Annotated in this window: 21 protein-coding genes; 13 read left to right on the forward strand and 8 right to left on the reverse strand. The window is 56.2% G+C overall.

Features of this window, described 5'->3' with window-relative positions:
* Nucleotides 1-43 precede the first annotated feature (43 nt).
* Together AC0J4F_RS00720 and mutL are read right to left on the reverse strand one after the other, a co-directional pair.
* Nucleotides 44-928 carry an alpha/beta fold hydrolase gene (locus AC0J4F_RS00720; protein WP_133948405.1) on the reverse strand — a complete coding sequence of 295 codons (885 nt, stop codon included), beginning with the start codon at nt 926-928 and terminating at the stop codon, nt 44-46.
* A 56-nt stretch (nt 929-984) separates the two neighbouring features.
* Nucleotides 985-2,880 (reverse strand): DNA mismatch repair endonuclease MutL, encoded by a 1,896-nt coding sequence (gene mutL, locus AC0J4F_RS00725; protein ID WP_473025126.1) that lies wholly within the window; start codon nt 2,878-2,880, stop codon nt 985-987.
* 112 nt (nt 2,881-2,992) lie between these two features.
* Between mutL and AC0J4F_RS00730 the strand changes: the two genes are divergently transcribed.
* Nucleotides 2,993-3,868, forward strand: a complete 876-nt coding sequence (locus AC0J4F_RS00730) for a TIGR01459 family HAD-type hydrolase (RefSeq protein WP_473025127.1) — start codon at nt 2,993-2,995, stop codon at nt 3,866-3,868.
* Between the two features lie 114 nt (nt 3,869-3,982).
* Here AC0J4F_RS00730 and AC0J4F_RS00735 read toward each other — a convergent pair whose 3' ends face one another.
* Entirely contained in the window at nt 3,983-4,915 is a 933-nt protein-coding gene (locus AC0J4F_RS00735) for a LysR family transcriptional regulator (protein ID WP_473025128.1), read from the reverse strand.
* A gap of 98 nt (nt 4,916-5,013) precedes the next feature.
* Here AC0J4F_RS00735 and AC0J4F_RS00740 point away from each other — a divergent pair, with 98 nt between their 5' ends.
* Both AC0J4F_RS00740 and AC0J4F_RS00745 read left to right on the forward strand, forming a co-directional pair.
* Nucleotides 5,014-5,304, forward strand: coding sequence for a putative quinol monooxygenase (locus tag AC0J4F_RS00740; protein ID WP_473025129.1), 291 nt, complete (start codon nt 5,014-5,016; stop codon nt 5,302-5,304).
* A 23-nt stretch (nt 5,305-5,327) separates the two neighbouring features.
* Nucleotides 5,328-6,341, forward strand: a complete 1,014-nt coding sequence (locus tag AC0J4F_RS00745) for a zinc-binding alcohol dehydrogenase family protein (RefSeq protein ID WP_473025130.1) — start codon at nt 5,328-5,330, stop codon at nt 6,339-6,341.
* 134 nt (nt 6,342-6,475) lie between these two features.
* Here the strand turns inward: AC0J4F_RS00745 and AC0J4F_RS00750 are convergent, their stop codons facing one another.
* Nucleotides 6,476-7,177 (reverse strand): protein phosphatase CheZ, encoded by a 702-nt coding sequence (locus AC0J4F_RS00750; RefSeq protein WP_209002308.1) that lies wholly within the window; start codon nt 7,175-7,177, stop codon nt 6,476-6,478.
* Between the two features lie 178 nt (nt 7,178-7,355).
* The gene (locus tag AC0J4F_RS00755) at nt 7,356-7,739 is read right to left on the reverse strand and encodes a response regulator (protein ID WP_006935666.1); all 384 of its coding nucleotides are present in this window, start codon (nt 7,737-7,739) and stop codon (nt 7,356-7,358) included.
* A gap of 253 nt (nt 7,740-7,992) precedes the next feature.
* On the opposite strand from AC0J4F_RS00755, the gene AC0J4F_RS00760 reads away from it, so the two are divergent.
* The gene (locus AC0J4F_RS00760) at nt 7,993-8,439 is read left to right on the forward strand and encodes a MaoC family dehydratase (RefSeq protein ID WP_286182821.1); all 447 of its coding nucleotides are present in this window, start codon (nt 7,993-7,995) and stop codon (nt 8,437-8,439) included.
* Nucleotides 8,440-8,461: 22 nt separating this feature from the next.
* Here AC0J4F_RS00760 and AC0J4F_RS00765 read toward each other — a convergent pair whose 3' ends face one another.
* Nucleotides 8,462-8,590 (reverse strand): hypothetical protein, encoded by a 129-nt coding sequence (locus AC0J4F_RS00765; protein WP_473025131.1) that lies wholly within the window; start codon nt 8,588-8,590, stop codon nt 8,462-8,464.
* Here AC0J4F_RS00765 and AC0J4F_RS00770 point away from each other — a divergent pair.
* A complete protein-coding gene (locus AC0J4F_RS00770) occupies nt 8,589-9,587 on the forward strand; it encodes a bifunctional riboflavin kinase/FAD synthetase (protein WP_133948419.1) in 999 nt (332 codons plus the stop codon). The two genes, AC0J4F_RS00765 and AC0J4F_RS00770, sit on opposite strands and share 2 nt — an antisense overlap.
* Complete coding sequence (locus tag AC0J4F_RS00775; RefSeq protein WP_209002309.1) at nt 9,584-10,507, forward strand: DMT family transporter; 924 nt, start codon at nt 9,584-9,586, stop codon at nt 10,505-10,507. Before AC0J4F_RS00770 ends, AC0J4F_RS00775 begins: the two co-directional genes overlap by 4 nt.
* Here the strand turns inward: AC0J4F_RS00775 and AC0J4F_RS00780 are convergent.
* On the reverse strand, nt 10,467-11,708 hold the full coding sequence (locus tag AC0J4F_RS00780) for a glycosyltransferase family 87 protein (RefSeq protein WP_133948421.1): 1,242 nt from the start codon (nt 11,706-11,708) through the stop codon (nt 10,467-10,469). The genes AC0J4F_RS00775 and AC0J4F_RS00780 overlap by 41 nt on opposite strands.
* A gap of 373 nt (nt 11,709-12,081) precedes the next feature.
* On the opposite strand from AC0J4F_RS00780, the gene ileS reads away from it, so the two are divergent.
* From ileS to AC0J4F_RS00805, 5 genes are all read left to right on the forward strand, one after another.
* A complete protein-coding gene (ileS, locus tag AC0J4F_RS00785) occupies nt 12,082-15,042 on the forward strand; it encodes an isoleucine--tRNA ligase (RefSeq protein WP_133948423.1) in 2,961 nt (986 codons plus the stop codon).
* Between the two features lie 18 nt (nt 15,043-15,060).
* The gene (gene lspA / locus AC0J4F_RS00790) at nt 15,061-15,585 is read left to right on the forward strand and encodes a signal peptidase II (protein WP_133948424.1); all 525 of its coding nucleotides are present in this window, start codon (nt 15,061-15,063) and stop codon (nt 15,583-15,585) included.
* Nucleotides 15,586-15,671: 86 nt separating this feature from the next.
* Nucleotides 15,672-16,397 carry a hypothetical protein gene (locus AC0J4F_RS00795; protein WP_209172642.1) on the forward strand — a complete coding sequence of 242 codons (726 nt, stop codon included), beginning with the start codon at nt 15,672-15,674 and terminating at the stop codon, nt 16,395-16,397.
* A 113-nt stretch (nt 16,398-16,510) separates the two neighbouring features.
* A complete protein-coding gene (locus tag AC0J4F_RS00800; protein WP_473026392.1) occupies nt 16,511-17,971 on the forward strand; it encodes a M16 family metallopeptidase in 1,461 nt (486 codons plus the stop codon).
* A gap of 2 nt (nt 17,972-17,973) precedes the next feature.
* Complete coding sequence (locus AC0J4F_RS00805) at nt 17,974-19,311, forward strand: M16 family metallopeptidase (protein ID WP_473025132.1); 1,338 nt, start codon at nt 17,974-17,976, stop codon at nt 19,309-19,311.
* 340 nt (nt 19,312-19,651) lie between these two features.
* Here the strand turns inward: AC0J4F_RS00805 and AC0J4F_RS00810 are convergent, their stop codons facing one another.
* On the reverse strand, nt 19,652-21,160 hold the full coding sequence (locus AC0J4F_RS00810) for an EAL domain-containing protein (RefSeq protein ID WP_473025133.1): 1,509 nt from the start codon (nt 21,158-21,160) through the stop codon (nt 19,652-19,654).
* A gap of 585 nt (nt 21,161-21,745) precedes the next feature.
* Here AC0J4F_RS00810 and AC0J4F_RS00815 point away from each other — a divergent pair.
* Together AC0J4F_RS00815 and AC0J4F_RS00820 are read left to right on the forward strand one after the other, a co-directional pair.
* Nucleotides 21,746-22,294 (forward strand): hypothetical protein, encoded by a 549-nt coding sequence (locus AC0J4F_RS00815; RefSeq protein ID WP_473025134.1) that lies wholly within the window; start codon nt 21,746-21,748, stop codon nt 22,292-22,294.
* Between the two features lie 146 nt (nt 22,295-22,440).
* Nucleotides 22,441-23,931 (forward strand): sigma-54 dependent transcriptional regulator, encoded by a 1,491-nt coding sequence (locus tag AC0J4F_RS00820; RefSeq protein ID WP_473025136.1) that lies wholly within the window; start codon nt 22,441-22,443, stop codon nt 23,929-23,931.
* The last annotated feature ends 66 nt before the right edge of the window (nt 23,932-23,997 follow it).

Genomic DNA, 23,997 nt, shown 5'->3' on the forward strand with positions numbered 1-23,997 from the left:
CGGGTAGTCCTGATTACGGTTCGGTTTTGGTTTTCGCCCAAACTCAACAGGCGCGCGTTTCAACCTTCGAGGTGCAGTAAGCGTCTTGGACCGCGTCCCAGAGACCGTTTCCCCAAAGACCGCTGTGGCTGACGCCTTCAACGATCTTGAGCGTTTTCGGCTCAGGCGCCAGCTCGTACAAGCGTTCTCCGTGCGCCACCGGGATCACCCGGTCATCCGTTCCATGTACGATTAGAACCGGGCTTTGAATGTTCTGAATCCGCTCCCGCGTCGGCATTGGATCCTTCATGAGCACGGACACGGGCAACCAGGGATATTGCTCGGACGCAATGTCAACGAGAGCCGTATAGGGCGCTTCCAGGACGAGCAACTCAGCGTCCGGGCGCTGTTCTGCGACGGCAGTGGCAACACCTGTACCCAGGCTCTCACCGTGCACAATGACAGGTCGGCCAGCCGCCGACGCCTTGTCAAAATGCTCCAGCGCATCCTGAATGAACGCTGCCTCGGACGGGGCGCCTTCACTTCCCGGATAGCCGCGATAACTTGGCGCATAGAGCCCGAAGCCACTGTCCAGAACCTGCGCAAAGCGCTTGTGGCGCGTCGACAAATTGCTGGAATTGCCGTGGAAATAAAGAACGACTGGCGTGTTTTCACGCCCCTCAGACATCCAGACGGTCACGTTGGTGCCGTCTTGCATTGAGACCGTTTCGACGGTGACGTTCTCTAGCCCCTTTGCCGCCGGGGATTCAAGTTCACCGGTTGGCACAAAAACGAAATTCCGCTGATTGAGATACATGTAGCCGGCGACAATGCCATAGGCGATCGCGCCAGCGACCAGGACTTTTCTGACAGTCCTGCCAACCTTCCGCAAGGTTCCCGTGCTGTGCCGCGCAGGTGGTGTGTTGTTGTTGCTGTCTTCTGCGGTCATTGCGGTCTCCGTACGGCTGCCGATCTCGCCGTACGGGACGGATTTCCCATTGGCTGTTACTTGCGGCCGAAAAGCTTTTCGATATCGCTGAGTTTCAGTTCAACCCAGGTCGGGCGCCCATGGTTGCACTGCCCAGAAAGTGGTGTTGCTTCCATGTCGCGCAAGAGGGCGTCCATTTCTTCCGGCCGCATGCGGCGTCCGGCCCGGACCGAGCCATGACAGGCCATCGTGGCGGCAACGTGGTCAAGTTTCTCCCGGAGACTGTCGGCGGTCTCCCACTCGGCCAGTTCATCGGCGAGCATGCGCACCATGCCCTGAATGTCCATGTCGCCAAGGATTGCTGGTGTTTCGCGAACCGCGATGGCACCCGGCCCAAACGCCTCAAGCGACAAGCCGACCTTTTCCAGATCCTCCGCGCGTTCCGCCAGCCGGGCGGCATCTTCTTCCGGCAGGTCGACAACCTCCGGGATCAAAAGGATCTGCCGGGCAACGTCTTTCTTGGCCAAGGCCTCTTTCAGACGCTCATAAACAAGCCGTTCGTGCGCAGCATGCTGATCGACGATGACAACGCCATCTCCTGTTTGCGCGATGATGTAGGTTTCATGGACCTGTGCCCGCGCGGCGCCAAGCGGCAGCTCGGTTTTCTCCGAGGCCAGCGGAACATCATGTGCCCTTGCATCGGCTGACGGTGTGGCCAGAGCAGAAAAGCCGTTATGGACCTCTGAAACCCGGTCTTCAGCAAATCCCAGCACAGGATTTTGTGCCGTCTCCAATGGCCGAAAAGCCTCCGGTGCCCAGCGCTCCGCGGTTGCCGTTGCACCGAACCCGTGCGCACTTGCCGATCCGCTCGCTGCAGAACCGTAAGCGGGAGAAGTGGCACCGGATGGCCATCTCGGCTGTGGAGATTGTTTTCGAAGCGCGTCCAAGGCGACGGCTGCGTTGGACGTCGACGACCGGTGCCCCGCTTGGACCAGCGCATGTTTGATCGCCCCGACAAGCAGGCCGCGGACCAACTGCGCATCGCGAAACCGCACATCGGATTTGGCCGGATGGACGTTCACGTCCACCAGCGCCGGATCCAGATCGATGAAGAGAACCACCACCGGATGACGATCACGCGCAAGAACGTCTGCATAAGCCCCGCGCAATCCGGACAAGAGCAGCTTGTCCTTCACGGGTCGGCCATTGACGAAAAAGAACTGATGCTGGGCATTGCCCCTGTGATGGGTGGGCAAACCAGCATACCCGGTGAGCCGGACCCCTTCCCGCGCCGCATCGATCTCCATGGCGTTGTCGACGAAATCGGGCCCCAAAATCTGGGCGATCCGGGCCAGATGCGGCTCGTCTCCGCGCGCTGCCGGCCAGGATTGTGGTTGACGGTCGGCACCCGACAGTGAAAACCCGATATGCGGATAGGCAAGCGCAATCCGCTTGACGATCTCGGTGATGGCGGCGGCTTCCGCACGGTCGGACTTCAAGAATTTCAGACGGGCCGGTGTTGCGAAGAACAAATCACGGACTTCAACCTGGGTGCCTTTTGAGCGGGCGGCAGGCACAATCGGCTGTTCCTTGCCGCCTTCCACGGCGATCGCCCAGGCGTGGTCTTCTTCGCCGTGGCGGGTCTGAATGACAAGACGGGCCACGGAGCCAATCGACGGCAACGCTTCGCCGCGAAACCCGAGCGTGCGGATATCAAACAGGTCATCATCGGAAATCTTGGAGGTGCAGTGACGGCGGATGGCCAGTTTCAGATCGTCTTGACGCATGCCGGCCCCGTCATCGGCGACCCGCATCAGCGTTTTGCCGCCTGCAGCGGTGACGATGTCGATTTGCGACGCCCCGGCATCAACGGCGTTTTCAACCAGCTCCTTGATCACGCTGGCAGGCCTTTCAATGACCTCACCGGCGGCAATCTGGTTGATCACCTGTTCGCCAAGTTGCCTGACCTGCATGAATTGCCCTTTGATTGGTTCCGTTTGACGCGCGCTTCGGATATGGTCCGCGCCGGATTTACTTCGATTCCGTGCAATCCTATCAGATAATTTCTCATCCGAGTGAGCCGCCATGACCGTTTCTGCACCGCTTCTTGTTGACGGGCTCCATGCCCTTGCCCCGCAATACAAGGGCATCTTGTGCGACGTCTGGGGCGTGCTGCACAACGGCGTGTCCGCTTTTGAGGAGGCACATATCGCATTGCGGCGCTTCCGGGAAGAAACCGGCGGCCATGTCGTTCTGATCACCAATGCCCCGCGGCCGGCAAAAAATGTCGCCGAAATGCTGGCCAACTTGGGTATACCGGAAGAGGCCTATGACAGCATCGTCAGCTCGGGCGATGTCACCCGCGAAGTCTTGGAAGCGCAAGGTTCCAAGACGCTGCTGCACATCGGACCGGACCGGGACCAGCCGCTCTATCACAATCTAGCAGCAAACTTCACCAGCGTCGACGAGGATGCAGACGCGATCAGCTGTACGGGGTTCCGGGATGATGAGACGGAAACACCGGACGATTACCGGGAGCGCCTGGAGAAACTGGCGGCGCGCAATCTGTTGATGATCTGCGCCAATCCGGACATCGTTGTGGAGCGGGGCGACCGCTTGGTCTGGTGCGCCGGGGCGCTCGCCCGCCTCTACGAAGACCTCGGCGGCGAAGTTGCCATTCTCGGCAAACCGCACGCGCCGATCTATGAGGCGGGTCTGCGGCGTTTGGCCGAGCACGCCGGGACAACAATCGCAAAGGAAGAGGTTCTGGCGATCGGCGATGGCCTGCCAACAGACATTCGCGGCGCCGTGTCCCAGGACATCGACGTTCTGTTCATCACCGCCGGCATTCACGCTTCGGATTTTGGACCAAGCGAAGCCCCGGAAGAGCACCTGATCCGCAAGCGTCTCATCGAAGAGGGCCTCCGCGCCCGCGCCGCCATCCCGCGGCTATCATGGTGAGGGGGTGAACTGGGCGAAATTCCGGCTCGTGTTACGTTATGAATGAATGACCGCCCTGCGGACATACCGCGGTTGCCGAATTCCGCTCGAGCGGAAACTTAGCTCGTATTTGCCTTAGCTATAGGTCTCAGTATTCGAGCGAACACTCGACACATCAAAGCGGGAAATCGGAACTGTCCTGCGAAGGTGGTCAGCGAAAGCCGTAACACGTCGCGGCTGTGCTCTTCCTGGCGGGAACATCATTTGGAGCGGGTTCGGCGGCGGCAAATGCTCAGAAAGCAAAGATACCAAGGCTCCGGATCGAATGTCTTCGGCGACATCCAACTCGGACTTTAAAACAATGCCGTGTCCTGCCAAGGCCCAGGACCGGATGAGCCAGCCATCGTTCACCACCCGGCTCCCACGAACTGTTACCCGTTTCTTTTTTGATTTTTTGCCGAATTCCCAAACATTGTCCAAGGTCTCTCCAAAGCGCATGACAAGACAATTATGGTTCATCAGATCTTCAGGGGTTTTCGGGGTGCCATGCCTCTTCAGATATTCCGGTGCAGCACAGATAAGGCGTTGAAAAGACCCAAGGCTCCGCAACCTTAGGGTGGAATCTGTCACATTGCCAAAACGAACTGCCATGTCAAATCCTTGACCGACGAGATCAACGTATCCGTCCGACAAGGATAGTTCGATAGAAACTGCAGGGTTTTCTTCGGTGAATGCCGATATCGCCCGCGAGACGATGCTGCGGCCTAGATCGACAGGCGCTGAGATCCGGATTACCCCGGAGAGGGTCTCGGCCCCATGACGAATGCGTGTGTCGAGATCCGCAACTTCAATCAGAACCGCACGTGCACCGTTGACAAGCGTGCGGCCCTCCTCCGTTAAGCTGATGGACCGTGTTGTGCGATTGAACAACACCACGCCGTAATGAGCTTCGAGTGCAGCCAAGCGTTCGGAGACAGTGGTGGTCGATATTCCGGTTTCGCGGGCAGCTGCCGCGAGACTGCCCTTCTCCGCGATGATCATGAACAATCGAAGATTATCGAGAAGCATTAGCCGATATTTCCGGATTATGTTTTCGGAATACGCCTGTTTATCCCGGATAAGCGGCCTCGTAAATTGCGGTTGAGGAAGAAAAAAGGATGTTTCAAATGACTAAGCTGACAATTGTCGCCAAAATTAAAGCCTACCCGGACAAGATCGGCCTGGTGAAGGCTGAGCTTCTCAAGCTCATCGACGTCACCCGCGCCGAACAAGGGTGCATCAACTACGACTTACACCAGGACAACGACGATCCAGCGCACTTCATGTTTTATGAGAACTGGGAAAGTCGTGAGTTGTGGCAGACCCACATGGGTGCGCCACACCTGGCGGCATACATGGAGGCCACGGATGGTGCTGTCGCAGAATTCACGCTGAACGAGATGACCATCATCGGCTAAGCGCCAGATCAAAGGAGCACGCCATGAAAGCAATTGGATATCTTGAAACTGGGCCGATTGACCGGCCCGACGCATTGATTGACTTCAAAACTGAAACGCCAACAGCGTCGGGTCATGACCTCTTGGTGAAGGTCGATGCGATCTCCGTTAATCCAGTCGATACTAAAATCCGCCAGCGGCGTGCACCCACGAACGGGAAACCCGGTATCTTGGGCTGGGATGCCGCCGGTGAAGTTGTTGGTTTAGGTGACGCTGTCACAAATTTCTCGATAGGTGATCGTGTATTCTATGCGGGTGCGGTGAACCGGCCGGGCACAAACTCCGAGTTCCACTTGGTGGACGCAAGGATCGTTGGCAAAGCGCCAAGCTCAATACCTACCTATGCAGCCGCCGCCATGCCGCTGACGAGCCTTACCGCCTACGAAATGCTGTTCGACAGATTGCGGATAAATGAAGCGAGCCCCGGCGGCAACAACACGCTTTTGGTCATCGGCGGAGCGGGTGGTGTGGGGTCCATTACCATCCAGCTGGCTCGTGCTCTTTCAGATATGACAATCATCGCGACCGCTTCGAGACCGGAAACGAAGGCATGGGTAGAAGAGTTGGGGGCGCATCACGTTATCAGTCACGCCGAGGCCCTCGGGCCGCAGATCGATGCTCTGCGCGTCGCTACCGTCGATTTCGTGTACTCGACAACCCATTCCCATCTTTATTCCGCAGAAGTTTCAGAGATCATGACACCACAGGGCCGGTACGGGCTGATTGACGATCCCGACACCTTCGACATTATGCCCTTCAAGTCCAAAGCGATCTCGGTTCATTGGGAGTTCATGTTCACACGCCCGATGTTTGGAACAGCTGACATGCAACGCCAGGGAGACATCCTGAATGAAGTTGCGTCCTTGATTGATGCAGGCGCAATCAAATCGACGGTCACCGAAAGCTTTGGCAAGATCAACGCGGCAAACCTTACGAAGGCCCACGCTTTGCTTGAAAGCGGCAAGTCTAAGGGCAAGATCGTGCTGGAAGGATTCTGAGAGGCCTAACTGGCATTTCGCTCGACACTCTCATCCAAGCAGCGGACTCATTTTCACCCTGGCAAGTTTCTGATGGAACAACAAAAAAGCCGCCCGAGGGAGCCGCCTTTTTTCAATTCTGTGTCCGGCGATGATCAGTCGAACAGTTTGTCGATGTCTGCCTGGCTGTCGCCCAAGAGCGCGTCGATGTCATTTTGGGAAACGCCTTCGCCGGAGTGCTGCGGCCCATGAAGGATCAACTCCCGCTTGCGGCGCTCTTCATCGGTTTCCTCGATCTCGGCTTCAAAACTCGCCGGGATGCGCAGCTGTTCAATGAAGGAGGTCACCCGCTCATCAATGAAGCGCAGGGTTTCAACCACCTTTGAGATCCGCTGACCGGTGATGTCCTGGAAGGTACAGGCCTCGAAGATGCCGATCATCTTGTTGCTGACAAGATCCTGGTAGGCCTCGGAATCACTGGGATCCGCAGCCATGATTTCTTCGGCGGCTTCCATGATGGTGTTGGTCGCGTTCTCGGTTGCCTCAACGATGGCATCGAGTTCGCGGCCCGCATCCGGGATCTTGTTGCCGGTCATATCATTGGCACGAAGCGCGGAAATCTCCTGCTTCATGCGCGTGATTTCTTTTGCAATCGCCGTCAGCTCTTCCGTAACAGCCGGCTGAACCGTCGACAAAAAGTCGTGCATGGACCCCGACATGACTTCGGCAAGATGCATGACATCGTTTAGGGAAACTTCCCCATCCCGGGTCTTGTTTTGTTCCAGGAAATCGATGATTTGCGCGACATTTTCTTGTTTTATTTTGGCCATGAGATCCAGCCTTTCAATGGTGTCCATTGCTTAACCGCCGCCTCCAAACAGCAGATGCCGATCTCTTGAAAACCGGCAATAAAACATTTTTGGCGCAATTGTCCGGCTGCAGCCTGCCTGCCCAGCCCGACTGCTTAACTTGAAAAAGAATGCCGGCAACGGCGGAGAAGGAGACGCACACCGGTCCCCGCCAAGCCAAAGTGTTTTAGTCGGAGAAGACAGCCTCAATTTTCCCTTTCAATGTCTGCGCATTGAACGGCTTCACGATGTAGTTGTTTACACCGGCTTTTTTTGCTGCAATCACGTTTTCGGTCTTGGATTCAGCTGTCACCATGATGAACGGTGTTTTGCTGAGGGAACCATCGGCGCGAACCTGCTTCAGCAGTTCGTAACCGGTCATAGGCTCCATGTTCCAGTCCGAGATCACAAGACCATAGCGGCGCTGCTTCATTTTTTCCAAGGCTTCGGTGCCGTCCGCAGCGTCGTCAATGTCTTCGAAACCGAGCTGTTTCAGAAGGTTGCGAATGATGCGAATCATCGTCTTGTAGTCATCGACCACGAGGACCGGCATCTGAAGATCAAGGGCCATTGTCTACTCCATACTGTCAAGGTGCGCGGCCCCTGGCCGTGGGCCGTTGGAAACGCGTTATGACTTCGAAGGAGAGCGACACATTCATTTGTGTCCTCACCTCCCCACACTCAACGCAAACTAACGGCAGCAACTGAAAAGACCGTTAATAACAGACACTTTTTTTCTTCACCGAAAGCATAATTGTCAGAATTCCCGGGCGCGCTTAGCGTCCAACGCACAAAAAAACGGGATATACAGGGCCGAAAACATCATGCTGGAATTGCAAAAACTCTGTTTCGAAGATCTCACCGTCGGCATGACGGAAGAACTCGTAAAACATGTCAGTTCCTCCGACGTGGTGGGCTTTGCCGAAGTGTCGGGCGACAGAAACCCGATCCACCTATCTGAGCACTTCGCAGCCAGAACGCCGTTCAAAACGCGGATCGCGCACGGCCTTTATACCGCAAGCCTGATTTCCGCTGTTCTTGGCACCCGCCTGCCCGGGCCTGGCGCGATCTACTTGTCGCAGACCTTGAATTTCAAGGCACCGGTAAAGATCGGCGATGATGTCACCGTGACCGTGCGCGTCGAAGAACTGATGGAGCGCGGCAACAGGGCCCGGCTGTCCTGCATTTGTAGTGTTGAAGACACCGTGGTGCTTGAAGGCGAAGCTTTGGTCAAGGTTCCGAGCAAGACCGAAGACCGCTCCCGGCTTTGATCTGATCAAACCCAGTTCAATTTCATGATGAGAGCAGCTTGACCTTTTTTGGTGTTGGCGGCACGTTCCACGCGGCTTCAACCGGGCGGGTCTTATTCGTCTGCTGCGGAATGCCAAAACGAACGCCACCTTGCGAATAGGTCAGCTGCATGAACCGCACCCCATCCTCTGAGTTTCAAATCGCCGAATCGCTGGAGAGTTTTCCTTCCAGTCTCAAAGGTGGTGTGGTTGCGATTGGCAATTTTGACGGCGTGCACCGTGGTCACCGGGCGGTTCTTGACGCTGCTCTCGGACTTGGCCGCGGAACGCATCACCCGGTCTTCGCAATGAGTTTCGAACCGCATCCGCGCACCGTGTTCAATCCGGCAAAGCCCGTGTTCCGGCTGACCCCACCGCCGCACAAGACCGAAATGTTGCGCGTCTGTGGGTTAGACGGCGCTTTGATCCTCCCTTTCACCAAAGACTTTGCAGCTGTTGAAGCCAACGCGTTCGTTCAAGATATTCTGATCGACACGCTCGGCATTTCCCACGCCGTTACCGGCTACGACTTCCACTTCGGCCGCGCCCGCCAAGGCACCCCGGATTACTTGCGCGCTGCCGGGGCTGAGCACGGCTTTGGCGTGACAATCGTCCAGCGCGAAGAAGACGAGAATGCTGACGTGATTTCGTCCTCGCGGATCCGGGACAACCTTGCGACCGGCGACATGGCCGAAGCGAATGCCCTCCTTGGTTACCGGTGGTTTTTCGAATCGCAAGTCCAGCATGGCGACAAACGGGGCCGGGATCTCGGCTACCCGACCGCAAATCTTCGGATGCCGGAAGATTGCCCGCTGCTGCAAGGCATCTATGCGGTCAAGGTGAGGGTCGGGGACGACTGGTATGGCGGCGTTGCCAGTTATGGAAGACGGCCGACGTTCGACAACGGGGCTGCCTTGTTTGAAGTTTACCTGTTTGACTTCAAGGGTGACCTTTACGGCAAGACCTTGCGGGTGCATGTGGTCTCTTATCTTCGAGGAGAAGCGAAGTTTGACAGCGCGGATGCGCTGGTCACCCAGATGGACCGGGACAGTGAAGAAGCACGCGCGGCCCTGGCATCATTGCAGCCTCTGTCTGAGATAGATCTAAAACTCCTGGACTTCGCATCGTGAGACAACGGTCGCCTGCGATCGACGTCAGCGAAAATCCGTTACAGGCAATCCTTTTGATGTCCAGCGCGATGCTGATCGTGCCTGTAATGGACATCATCGCAAAATACCTTTCGTCCTCCATCCATCCGCTAGAAGTCACCTTTGGCCGGTTTGTCTTTCAGTTTCTGGTCAGCCTGGTGTTTGCGCTTATCTTGTTGCGTTTGCCACGCCCTGGCGGACAGCAACCCTTCGTGAATTTTCTGCGCGGGATTTTGCTGGCTTCAGCGTCGTTGTGTTTCTTCATCGCTGTGAAGTACATGTCCGTCGCCACAGCCATCTCGATCTTTTTTGTCGAGCCGATGATCCTGACGATCCTTGCAGCCCTTATCTTGAAAGAACCCGTTGGTCCCCGGCGGATCGGTGCGATTGCCGTCGGTCTCGCTGGCGCGCTCATTATCTTGCGGCCAAACCTTGCCGAGATCGGCCTTGTGAGCCTGTTGCCGGTCGCAACGGCCGTGCTGTTTTCGTTTTATCTGCTGCTCAACCGGCTCTATCCCGTTCGGGATGATTTGCTGACGATCCAACTGAGTGCAGGGCTGGCCGGAAGCCTTTATCTGGGCGCCATACTCATCGTGGCCACCACATTTGACGTGGGCGATGTCGTCTTCGTGTGGCCGAATGCTTGGCAAGCAGGGCTGTTGGCTTTGATTGGCCTTATCTCCTTCTGTGCCCATGGACTGGTGGTGGCCGCGTTCCAACGTGGCAACGCAAGCCTGCTCGCACCTCTCCAGTACCTGGAAATCGTAAGCGCGACCTTGTTCGGGTTTCTTGTATTCGCCGATTTCCCGGATTTGCTCACATGGGTTGGTATCAGCCTGATTGTTGGCAGCGGTCTTTACATCACGCACCGTGAGCGGGTGAGGAAACAGACGGCCGGATAGAACCCGCAACGTTTGCCCGTCTATTCTCCCATTGCTTGTAGTAGCGATGCGTCAGGAACATGGTCAATAGAACCGGAGCACTGCCCAGCGGGATCCCCGTGTGTTCCGCAATTGCGCGGGCTATTAGTGTCAGTAGCACGATCAAAACATACAAAGATGTGTCAAAGGGCATCAGATTGCCATCAACCGCATGACGCGCGAGAAACAGAATCGCGACAACCAGAATGATGTACTCATAAGTGAGCATGTAAGGAGACGCCAAAAGGCTCGTAGTGACAAGGCTTGCCGCTTTTAATTCGAATGGCGCATCACTCCACCAAAGACGCACGACCCAAACAAGGCAACCTGCTGCGAACAAAAGCTGAGCCAGCATCGCGGGTTGATCCGGCAACCCGATTATCCTCAGACCAGTATAGATCGACAAATACTTCCAATGCCCGACGAGCTCCTGATCGAGGAGCGTCGCAGCAAATTTGCTCTGCTCTAAGAACGCCAACCAAATCTCTGGCCCGAACGCCACGGCTGGTAGCGCAGCCAATACCACTGTGGTCACACCGGCAGTAATGAATGTTGTCCAAAAACGCCCTGCCAAAAGAGCAAATGGTATGAGAACACCGATCTGCGGCTTGTAGGTCATGCAGCCAATCAAGACCCCAGCCAAAATGTAGCGCTTCCCACCAAGCGCAGCGAGTGCCCCACCGAACAACGCAGCTGTCAGAAAACTGTTTTGGCCATGGATCAGAACACCCAGAACACCTGGGAAAGCACAGGCAATCAACGCTCCCTTCCAGCCACCCCAAATAATTCGACCTACGAGTGCCAGAGCGCCCAAAGTCAGGGAGAAGAACAGAATATGCGATAGCCAGTTTGGGAGAAGCCCGAACGGCACCATCGCAAGAAGGTAGGTCGGCGGATACATGAACGGTAGATAACCGTATTCAGCAACAAAGTTCTCAGCGACCAATCGGAACGCATCGTTGTCATAGACGTCAAACGGGGCCCCTGCCAACACAGTCACCGCCGCAAGCCAATAGCAGATGTAATCTCCCATCAGCAGCAAACCGTGCTTTGCATCCCAGATATGAGCCTGTTGGATGTGAAAACTCGCCATGCCAACGAGATACGCAACAGGTGCGAGCCTCAAGAACACATCGATCCGATCTGATGTCAGGATCGTCTCAAGGTGCTTCAATTTCTCCATGCGGGCTGCCGTACCGTTTGAGCTTCAGTTCCACTTCGCACAGATATGCCCATCAATTCTTGCAGAACCGCTAATTTTGACATGCATGGGTTGGATCCTTGGATGCGGAAACAGCCGTGCCTCTGATCAAATCCCCTGCCCCTCTTTATTCCTTGCCGAACTGCTGCTATGTCCCATGCCATGCAAAAACAGGTTGTCTTCCGCCTCTGGATGAAGGTGGCGTACATTAAGCGAATTACCGGCCCGGCCCTCGGCTGACGCAATTGCGGCGCCAGGGACCGGGATAAGCCTCGTTCGACTGCCGTCATCGCGCCGGCAGACATTTCATGAAAATTGACTGCGGGCCTCGTCCCGCTGACCGGATCGACCACCGATGACCGACGCACCAAAACGCGACTATTCTGAAACGCTGAATCTGCCGAAAACCGAATTCCCGATGCGGGCAGGCCTTCCCAAAAAAGAGCCGGAAATTCTGGCGCGCTGGGAAAAGCTGAACATCTACAAGACGCTGCGGGATCAATCCGCAGGACGCGACAAATTCATCCTGCATGACGGCCCTCCTTACGCGAACGGCAACATCCATATCGGACATGCGCTGAACAAGACCCTGAAAGACATCGTCACCCGGTCGATGCAAATGATGGGCTATGACAGCAACTATGTTCCGGGGTGGGACTGCCATGGTCTCCCGATCGAATGGAAGATCGAGGAGCAATACCGCGCCAAAGGCAAGAACAAGGACGAAGTGCCGATCAACGAGTTCCGCAAGGAATGCCGGGACTTTGCTGATCACTGGATCGGCGTACAGCGCGAAGAGTTCAAACGCCTTGGCATCGAAGGTGACTGGGATAATCCGTATCTCACCATGCGCTTTGAGAGCGAAGCGGTCATTGCCCAGGAACTGATGAAGTTCGCCATGTCCGGCCAGCTTTATCGTGGCTCCAAGCCGGTGATGTGGTCTGTTGTCGAAAAGACAGCGCTGGCAGAAGCCGAAATCGAATACCACGACTACCAGTCCGATCAGATCTGGGTGAAATTCCCGATCGTTGAGGCCGGGGGCACCGATGAAGCAGCGGCGGAGCAGCTGCTCGACGCTTCGGTTGTTATCTGGACCACCACCCCGTGGACCATCCCTGGCAACCGCGCTGTGTGCTTCTCATCCCGGATCAATTACGGTCTTTATGAAGTGACCCAGGACGGCCTGCCGGATGACAACTGGGTGCAAAAAGGTGATCTTCTGATCCTCGCAGACGCCCTTGCTGGCGACGTCTTCAAAAACGCCCGGATCGAAGACTTCAAACTGGTCCGCGCGGTGTCTCCGGATGAGATGGCCGCGCTCACGCTCGCCCACCCTTACCGGGACATGGATCTCGGCGGCTATCAGTTCGATGTGCCGCTGCTTGACGGCGACCATGTCACAGATGACGCCGGTACCGGTTTCGTACACACGGCTCCAGGTCACGGTGCGGACGACTTTGAAATCTGGATGGCAAACGCCAAGGACCTTGATGATCGCGGCATCGACACCGCAATCCCCTTCACGGTCGCCGACGACGGCTTCTACACCAAGGATGCGCCAGGCCTGGAGGGCAATCAGGTCATCACGCACAAGGGTGAAAAGGGTAAGGCAAACAAAGCCAACATCGAGTATCTGAAGCAGGCAGGCGCTCTGATCGGGCTCGGCCGCATGAAGCACCAGTATCCGCATTCATGGCGCTCCAAGAAACCGATCATTTTCCGCAATACGCCGCAATGGTTTGTCTATATGGACAAGACCTTGTCCAGCGAAGGCGACACGTTGCGGACCCGGGCCCTCAACGCAATTGACGAAACACGGTTCGTGCCGGTTTCCGGTCAAAACCGCTTGCGTTCAATGATCGAAAACCGCCCGGATTGGGTTCTCTCTCGCCAGCGCGCTTGGGGCGTGCCGATCACGGTCTTCATCAACAAGGACACATCTGAAGTTCTCAAGGATGAAGCGGTCAATGCGCGGATCTATGAGGCGTTTGTTCAAGAAGGAGCGGATGCCTGGTTCGCAGAGGGCGCAAAGGAACGCTTCCTCGGCAACGATCACAAGGCTGATGAGTGGGACATGGTCATGGACATCCTAGATGTCTGGTTCGATTCCGGGTCCACCCATGCGTTCTGCCTGGAAAAGCGTGACGATCTCAACCCACAGCGCAAGACTGCTGGCGGCAAGGATTACGTACTTTACCTGGAAGGCTCGGACCAGCACCGCGGCTGGTTCCATTCCTCGCTCCTGGAAAGCTGTGGCACCCGGGGTCATGCACCGTATGACGCGGTCCTAACGCACGGCTTCACAATGGCCGAAGATGGACGCAAAATGTCCAAGTCGCTCGGCAACCAGGTGTTCCCTCAGGACATCATCAAGCAATACGGCGCGGACATCCTGCGTCTTTGGGCAGCGTCGTGCGACTATTCGGAAGATCAGCGGATCGGTCCGGAAATCATCAAAACCAGCGTCGACAGTTACCGCAAGCTGCGGAACACACTGCGCTGGATGCTGGGCTCCCTGGCGCATGCGACCGGCGAAGAAGTTGCCCTCAGTGACATGCCGGAGCTGGAGCGCCTGATGCTGCACCGGCTTGCAGAGCTTGATGCCATGGTTCGCCAGGCCTACGCCGATTACGACTACAAGAAAATCTTCCACCAGCTGTTCACATTCATGACGGTGGAACTGTCGGCGTTCTATTTCGACATCCGCAAGGACGCGCTTTATTGCGACGCCGGGTCTTCCAATCGCCGCAAGGCATCTCTCTATGTCATCGACAAGCTGTTCAACAGCCTGGTCACATGGATGGCGCCGATGCTGCCGTTCACAATGGACGAAACCTGGGTCTCCCGCTACGGCGAGGAAACATCTGTACATCTGCAGCAATTCCCGGCGGTTCCGGCAGACTGGAAAGACGATGCGCTCGCGGAGAAGTGGGCCAAGATCAAAACGGTTCGCCGTGTGATCACCGGTGCTCTTGAGATCGAACGCCGCGAGAAGCGGATCGGCTCCTCATTAGAAGCACATCCCATTGTTCACGTGACCGATCCAGACCTCATGGCTGCGCTGGAAGGCCGGGATATGGCTGACATTGCCATCACCAGCCAACTCACTTTGAGTTCGGATCCAGCCCCGGAAGGCGCGTTTTCGCTGGACGATACAAAGGGCGTTGCGGTCGTACCCGCACTTGCGGAGGGCACCAAATGCGCCCGGTCCTGGAAGATCCTGCCAGAAGTCGGCACAGACCCGGATTATCCAGATGTGACACCAAGGGACGCCGACGCGCTGCGTGAATGGGACGCAGCCAACGTTGCCGCATAACGGATCAATGAGACCTTGATGACAAATGGCAGTGATAATTCAAATCACCCCGCAAAACCGACCTATGTCTGGGGCGGCTTAAGCTGGCTCGTTCTGACCGTCGCTGCCATTTGCCTCCTTCTGGATCAAGCAACCAAGATCTGGTTCGTCCATGGCTTTGATCTTGCCGCAAATGGCCCGGTAAGGGTCTTACCGGTTCTGGATTTTGTTCTCGTATGGAACCGCGGCATCTCTTACGGCCTTTTCCAGCAAGACAGTGATTTGGGCCGCTGGTTGCTTGCCGGTTTCACCATTGCAGCGACGATCGCACTGTGGATTTGGTCGACCCGCGTCGATTTGAAGCTTCCGGCTCTTGCACTGGCCCTAATCATCGGCGGCGCAATCGGTAACGGTGTAGACCGGGTGGTTTACGGAGCTGTGGTCGACTTCGTCCACTTCCACGTCGGCACGTTCTCCTGGTACGTGTTTAACCTAGCCGACGTGTGGATCGTTGCAGGTGTCATCGGTCTCCTGTATGACAGTTTCGCAAACGGTCCAAATTAAGCCGCAAATTAGCGGTTTATAGGTTGGGTCTATTATTTTCTGTTTGGCGGTGGTCAGACAGTGTCCGATTTCTTGAAGGATACGTTGTGGTGCGCACGCTCGGCGATTTTATCTCCAAAGGCCTCCTGCTCGCAGCAGTGACAGGCCTCGCAGCTTGTCAGGCAGCCGACGGAACGACCGTTGCTCCCGACACGGCTTTGGTGAACAACATCATGTCGGGCCTTGGTGCTGTCGATCCGAACAAAAAAGAGATCGAGTACAAACCACGCGCTCCGCTTGCCATGCCGGCCGACAACACAACGTTGCCATCGCCGTCCACCGAAGTTGCTGGAGCAGGGTCGCAGAATTGGCCCGAGCAGCGCAACGAAGATGAGATGAACGCCCTGCGGGATCGTTACAAAGTTGCCACGGACCACCGCGGTGACCTGAAGCGGTTGACACCAGAACAGATGGCAGGAATTGAAATCGTCGGTGTTGAACGTCCTGCGTCGACACCGGAACTGCGGGCAGCATCCGATCCGGATACTGCGCTTGGCCCGGGCAAACGTCTGTCACCGGAACAAATGAAAATCGAGTCAGAGCGGTTTAATGCGCTGAAACAGCAACAAGCCGGCACACAGACGGCTGGCGCTGCACTTCAGCGGCAATACCTGATCGAGCCGCCTGCAGCGTACAGCACGCCGTCTGCCGACGCTCCGATGCCGTCGACAGAAATCGAAGTGAAAAAAGAATACGTGAAGGTACAGCGGGACCACGAAACGAACCGCCTCGATCCAAGATGTATGGCGGGCGAGTCCAAATACTGTAACTAACTCTTCACGCCAAATTACAGACATTTAATGAGGCCTCCGATCCATTCGACCCTATATGGGGTGTTTGGGCCGGAGGCCTTTTCGTTTGGGCATACAACAGGAGCTTCCCCGTGATTGGATTGCGCCAACCAATACCGATACTCAGTTTTGACCGCGCTTTGCGCAGCAGACTTTTGGCAAGCCTTTTCTCCGCCACGCTGTTTGCCGTTCCGCTATCCGGCGTAACCCTGTCCAAGGCAAACGCTTTGGAAGTCACGCAAAACGAAATTGTCATCGCGCCGAATCTGGAGCGGTTCGTCCTCGACAATGGACTGGAAGTGGTTGTGATCCCTGATCGCCGGGCTCCCGTGGTCACGCACATGCTTTGGTACAAGGTCGGATCGGCCGATGAGCCCGAAGGTCAATCCGGTGTCGCTCACTTCCTGGAACACCTGATGTTCAAGGGAACCGAGGACCATCCGGACGGTGAGTTTTCAAAAATCATTGCTGACCGCGGCGGCCAGGAAAACGCCTTCACCAGCTACGATTACACCGCCTATTTCCAGCGTGTTGCAAAAGAACACTTGCCGCTGATGATGGAAATGGAGGCGGACCGGATGGAAAACCTCGTTCTCAGCGACGCGGTGGTCGCGCCCGAACGGGACGTTGTATTGGAAGAACGCCGAGACCGGGTTGAGAGCGATCCCGGGTCACGCTTGCGGGAAGCGATGAACGCTATCACGTTCGTCAATCATCCCTACGGATCCCCGATTATCGGTTGGCAGAATGAGATCGAAGCTCTCAACAAGGATGCAGCAATCGCGTTCTATGACCGTTTCTACACCCCGAATAACGCCGTGCTTGTCGTCGCAGGTGACGTAGAGCCAGCTACCGTTCTGGATCTCGCCCAAGATACATATGGCAAGGTCCCGCGCCGGGCAGAGCCGGGCGAGCGTCTTCGTCCAACGGAACCGCCGCTGGCCGGAGAACGGCGGATCGCGGTCACAGATCCGCGGGTCAGGCAAGAGGCGATCTCCCACACATGGATCGTGCCGAGCCAGACAACCGGCGAAGGCCGGACACCGGAAGCGCTGGATATTCTGTCCTACGTCTTGGGTCAGGGCCCATCCAGCCGTCTCTATAAGGCCCTTGTGCTGGATGCTGGCCTCGCCACAAGTGCTGGCGCCTATTACCAGAGCACAGCCCTGAACAGCGGACGTTTTGTTGTCTACGCTTCACCGCGGCCCGGCCATACGCTGGAAGACGTCGAAGCGGCTGCAGCGCAAGAACTGAGCAAGTTGCTGGAAGAGGGTGTAACCGCAGAAGAAGTCGATCGGGCAAAACGCAGCATGATCGCGAGTTCGATTTACGCTCAAGACAGCCAGACCGGCCTTGCAAGGCTGTTCGGTGCGGCCCTCACAACCGGCATGGAAGTCGAAGACGTCCAGACTTGGCCAAGCCAAATCCAAGCCGTCACACCCGAAGACGTTGAAGCGGTTGCACGAGAATTTCTGACCGCAACACCTGTGACCGGGGAACTCAGAAGCCCGCAATCAAACGCCGACACCGCCGATAAGTCCGGCAAGGAGTCCTGATCATGAGATTGCAACACGTATTCCCCACCACCCCGGCCTTGTTCGCATTCGTGTTTGCCGTTGTAGCGCTCGCAGTGCGTCCATCTTTTGCTGTGGAAGTGGAACGAGTCATCAGTCCGAAGGGCATCGAAGCATGGCTGGTTGAAGACCACACGGTGCCGATCATTGCCCTAAACTTCTCTTTTGAAGGCGGCTCGGCTCAAGATCCGGCAGACAAAGCCGGTCTGACACGCCTTCTGGCCGCAACAATGGATGAGGGCGCAGGTGACCTGACCTCTGAAGATTATCAGGCACGGCTTGAGGAGCTGGCCGTGAGCGTCAACTTCAGCACCGGCAAGGACAGGTTCTTCGGCAGCATGCGCACTCTGACCCAAACGCTTCCCGAAGCGACGGAGATGCTCGCACTCGCACTGAACGCACCGCGGTTCGATGTTGAGCCAGTTGAGCGCATGAAGACTCAGCTGATCACCCGCGCAAAGCGGAATGAGACCAACCAGGATGCCATTGCGGGCCTTGCACTGTCGAAAGCTGTGTTCGGCGATCATCCTTATGCGCAACCGACGCTTGGTACACCTGAGACACTGGAGGGCCTTCAACCGGATGACTTGAAAGCGCACAAGCCCAACCTCATCGCAAAGGACGGGCTCAAAATCGGTGTTGTTGGCGCAATTGACGCTGAAACCCTGAAGTCAGTCTTGGATACAGTCTTTGCAGGTTTGCCCGAGAAAGCCGACCTGAAGCCAATCGAAGAGCTCACCCCGCGAACCGGAGACAATGTCGAAGAGTTCCTCGATGTACCGCAGACAACGATCCTATTATCGCTGCCAGGTTTGAAGCGGGACGATCCGGACTATCAAGCAGCGTTTGTCATGAACCACATTCTGGGCGGTGGAACCTTCACCTCCTGGATGTATCAGGAAGTACGCGAGAAGCGCGGCCTCTCTTATGGCACAGGCACGTCCCTTTCGCCTTACAAGCACACAGGCGTTCTCATTGGTTCTGCCTCAACAAAAGCCGAGCGTTCATCCGAGACCGTCGACGTCATGCTGGCTCAGCTAAAACGGATGGCCGAGGAAGGACCGACAGAAGCTGAACTTGCAAGTGCCAAACGGTTTCTGACCGGCTCCTATGCACTCCGGTTCGACAGTTCCGGAAAAATCGCCCGGCAACTGGTTGCACTTCAGAATGCCGGTCTGGGCATTGATTACTTCGACCGACGCAACAGCGAAATCGAGGCTGTCACTCTGGACGATGTCAACCGGGTCGCCCAGCGCCTCGTAGCGGGTGTTGACCCGACAATTATCCAGGTCGGCCCTAACAACCCGCCTGCAACCGACTGACCTGAGGGCCAGGATTGAGACTTCAAAACAAAATAAGCGGCGGTACTTTCCCGCCGCTTCAGACTCCTGACAAAGTTCGTGAATTCCTCCGGCGTCATGTTCGGACTTGTTCCGAACATCCATAACATATTGAAAAATATGGACCCTCGGCACAAGGCCGAGGGTGACTATTGAGAGGTATGAGGTTTGTCATCACGCTCAAGCGGCGGGACTTTCCCGCCGCTTTTTGTTTGGGGCTCATCGCGAAGAAACATATCCGTGACGCTAAGCTCATGGCTCTGCAAGACCGCCTGCGTTACGCGGCTAGCGTGATCACAGACGGCTTGATACCGGAGCTGGTTTAGCCTGCCGCTTTTTTGCGTGGTGCCGGTGTGCCTTGCAAGACTTCCGCCCGCACAGGCCGCGGCGGTGAGAAGAGGTTGCCCTGGGCCAGTTTTACGTCGAAGTCGAGAAGCTCAAGCACCTGGGACTCGGTTTCAACGTGATCAGTGATCAGTTCCATACCGTAGCGGTGCAGCAGATCCCCAAAATCGGACGGGTGAATATGACCGTGATTGGTTTCCCGTCGGCCGATCAGATAATCCGCATTCAACTTGCCATACTTGAAGCCACGGCCAGCCAAGCTGTTGAAGTCCATTCTCATGTCGTCAATCTGATCAACAGAGAAACGGAAACCGGATTCATAAAGCGCTGCAAGGCTTTCCAGCTCAACCGCACCCATCTGAGCGATATCGGATTGCGAGAACTCAAAAATCAGGGCGTCTGAGAACTCACGGTTGGACCGGACAAATTCCAGGAAGCCGGGAAAGAAAGTTTTGTCCGACAACGACAATGAAGAGATGTTGCAGAACAGGACAGCGTTGCGATTGCGCGACATCAGCCTGCGGATAACCTGAACCGACCGGAACAGAAGCAAGTTGTCGATGCGGGCGATGTGTCCGGAGCGAACGGCTTCGGGCATGAAGGCTTGCGCCTCAATGGAATCGCCGTTGGCGTTCCGCAGGCGGGTAAACGCTTCGTAGTGCTTCACCTGACGCTGAGGCAAACTCACAATCGGTTGCAGAAAGAGCTCAACGCGGTTTGCATTCAGCGCCGAAGTGATGAGCTCATTCATGGCCGGGTTGGGGCCTGGATTGGTCAGGCGCTCCGCAGATGGTTCAGCCGGAAGATCGGCAAAACCTTCATCGATGTCGCGCGCACCGGCACTACTATCAGGCGCACGGCCATCGCGTGGCACGTGCACACCATAGCGACGGTCCAGCTCAGACATATCACGATGGGTCGGAACGACGCCGTCATTGTAAGGGCCAGGCTGCGGCGCTTGCGGTGGCGCGTAAGGAGCATGGTGCGGGACTGGCGCTTGCTGCGGATACTGACCCGGATGAGCCTGACCTTGGCCGTTGGTCTGCGGATATCCTTGGTTTGGCTGCTGAGGCTGCTGATATTGCGGCAAACTCTGCATGGGTGGCGGAGGTGCGATGGCCTGCTGATCCTCCACCTTGGTCTCCAGGTCGGACATGGCTTCCGCCATCTGCTTGACCAGAGTGCCGAGCACTTCGACCTCTGCAAACAATGGATCGATTTCTGCCCGGGTCCGGCGCGGCATCGTATGTTCCATGCCGGTGAGACGACCTTCCAGATTGCCGACATCCTCGTCGAGATCCGTCATGCGTTCTTCGAGGCGCTCTACGGCGTCGCTCACTGCACTGCGGTCCCGCGACCGTCCGATCAGCAAATGAACGAGGATCATCGTGCACATCAGCGCTAGGGACAGAGACACGGCTTCGCCAAATGGACGGCCAAATTGGAAAACCATCACTGCCGCTGAAGACAGTGCAATGATCACCATGCATATCGCTACAAATATGGTCGCAGTTCGGCCCATTTGGTACTGAATCTACCCGATGCGAATCAAAAAAGACTGGTTAATCATGCCTTAAGACAGCGCAGCCTCCGAATCCGTAAGCTCCTGTAAAACCTGTTTTTGGCGACTTGTCCCCGACTATGCGCGCAATGCGGCTCCAAAATGACCCGCACACCAAATCAGTGCCCCGGTTTCTCCCGCGCTAGCCGCGTTAGAAGGTACCGCTTTGCCCGTTCTCCGGCAATTAGGGATTGAAATCAAACACACATGTCGTAAGATTACCTTACGTAAGCTTTTGTTCTTCAGCCGTCTCACAGGAGCAGAAAGGCGTTCAAAATGCCCATGCCGGGGCGATCATTGCGGTCGGAACCATTCGAAGAAGGTTCAACCACAACCGACATATCCCCCTCAATCCAGGGTCCACTTTTGTCGGGCGGTCAGGGCAGAACAAGCCCGGCAAAAGCTTCACGATCCAAGCCTGGACAAAATGAACTCGGACCCCGAGCAGATGCTGTCCTTGGATCTTTGAAACACATCCTCAACAGCCCAGAGTTCAAGTCAGCGCCTCAGTTGCAGGCCTTCCTGCATTTCGTGGTCGATGCAGCCCTAAATGACCAGACTGAGAAACTGAAAGGGATCACAATCGCAGTTGAGGCTCTTGGGCGCGATGCAAACTTCGATCCGGACAAAGATCCAATCGTCAGGGTCGAGGCGGCTCGGCTGAGATCACGGTTATCCAAATACTATGAGGGATCAGGGGCGTCGAATCCAGTGAGGATCTCCATCCCGAAGGGCGGTTATGCGCCGGCTTTTGAATTTGCGAACATGAAGGGCACATCCGGCGTCCCTGCATCAGCTACCCCAAGACATGACGATCCGCTGGCGGAAAACCTTTCAGCAGCCCCCACAACCGTTGACACCAGCAATGCCTCTTCGTCTCATTCAGAAATAGAAGAACCGCCAGGACGACGCGACCTGCCAAAAACTACTCACTTAGGTTCAAACAGTGCACGTGCACTGCTCAAGAACGCAATTTCTCGTCCGCGGATTCCCGTTGGCTGGCTGCTTGTCACAAATGCCGTTTGCTTGGCGGCCGGTTACTGGGCAGGCAGTGAATAACTTCCGCGTTTCAATGCCTTTCCGGGCAAAAACTGCATTTTGCGCTTTGTGACAACGCTTTGTTTACCCTGTTTGGCGAATTATCCCATTAGTCAATCTTTCGAGCCCCGAAGGATTATGACCAAAGCGATGGGAGTTACCCTGCGATGGGGAGTAAAGAGGGCAAGACCTTGCCTGTGATTGTACGCGTTTTGGACGCATCGGCGTCTGAAGCAGCCCGCACATCGGCAGTCTGTGCGAGACTATCGGCCGAGTGTTCTGAGCCAATCCTCTATACCGATACTGCTCCCTGTCTGCAGGACCTTGCTGATAAGACCACAGACATTCTCATCATTGATCTGGAGACGATTGGCGGCGACGAAGCACTTGAGGCTTACGCGGTCCGCTGCCCCAAGGCCGTTATTCTCGCGGTCTCCTCGATGGGGTCTGTTTCCCGCGCGGTCAGTGCAATGCGCGCCGGGGCTCATGATTTTCTGACAAAACCATTCTCTCTGGATGCGCTGGCATCGAAAATCAGCTTCCAACTGCAACAGCGCCGGCCTGTTACAAAGCCCTGCCAACAGACGGCAGATCGTACGATCCAGATCGAGGCAGTAAATCAAGATAACTTGCCAGCACCGCGCAGTCTTCCTGAACCCAAACAGGCTTTGGGGCTCAACAGACTGATCGGCACTTCCCCCGCAATGCTGGACATTCACGATCAAGTCCGACGCATGGCACCATCGCAGGCCCCTGTTTTCATTACCGGTGAATCTGGAACCGGAAAGGAACTATGTGCGGCTGCAGTGCATGAACTCTCAGATCGGAATTCCGGTCGATTTGTGACCTTGAATTGCGCGGCTATTCCCCGGGATCTGATTGAGAGTGAAATCTTCGGCTATGTCCGAGGTGCTTTCACTGGTGCTGCCGACAATCGTGCCGGCGCGGCAGAACAAGCTGACGGTGGCACGCTGTTCCTTGATGAAATCGGGGAGATGGATCTGCTGTTGCAAAGCAAGCTTTTACGTTTTTTGCAAACCGGCACGTTCCAAAGGCTTGGCGACACGGCAAGCCGGAAGGTGGATGCCCGGATCATATGCGCGACCAATCGGGACCCATTGACTGAAATCACGGCCGGCCGCTTCCGCGAAGACCTTTACTATCGCTTACATGTTCTGCCAGTGCATCTTCCCGCCTTGCGGGAACGGCGGGAGGACATTCTGCCGTTGGCCGAAGCTTTCTTGAAACGGTATTCAGGTGAGGAACGCCGCAACTTCCGCGGTTTTGACGCAGATGCAGAAGCGCGGATCGTTTCTTACGGCTGGCCTGGAAATGTCCGCCAGCTTGAGAACACGATCCGTCAGATTGTCGTGATGAATGATGGCGCTGCCGTTACCCACGAGATGCTTCCTCTGGTCATTCGCGATGCGCAATCGCGCCCGAACGGCATCATCGACCTGTCGCGCGAACGATCTCGCGCAGCTCCGGCCAGTCGGCCATTCGGTGCGATTGAACCTCTCTGGGCTCAAGAGCGCCGCATTATCGAAGATGCACTCGATGCGTTTGATGGGAACATAGCCATGGCCGCTGCGGCACTGGAGATCAGCCCGTCGACAATTTATCGCAAAAAACAATCCTGGTCCGCCCGCAGCCTTTAACCGGCTATATTTACCGCAACGCACACATTTCCTTGTTTCTTGGCGACGCTCGGTCTATATCGGCAA

This window comes from Roseibium sp. R5, from assembly GCF_055755305.1.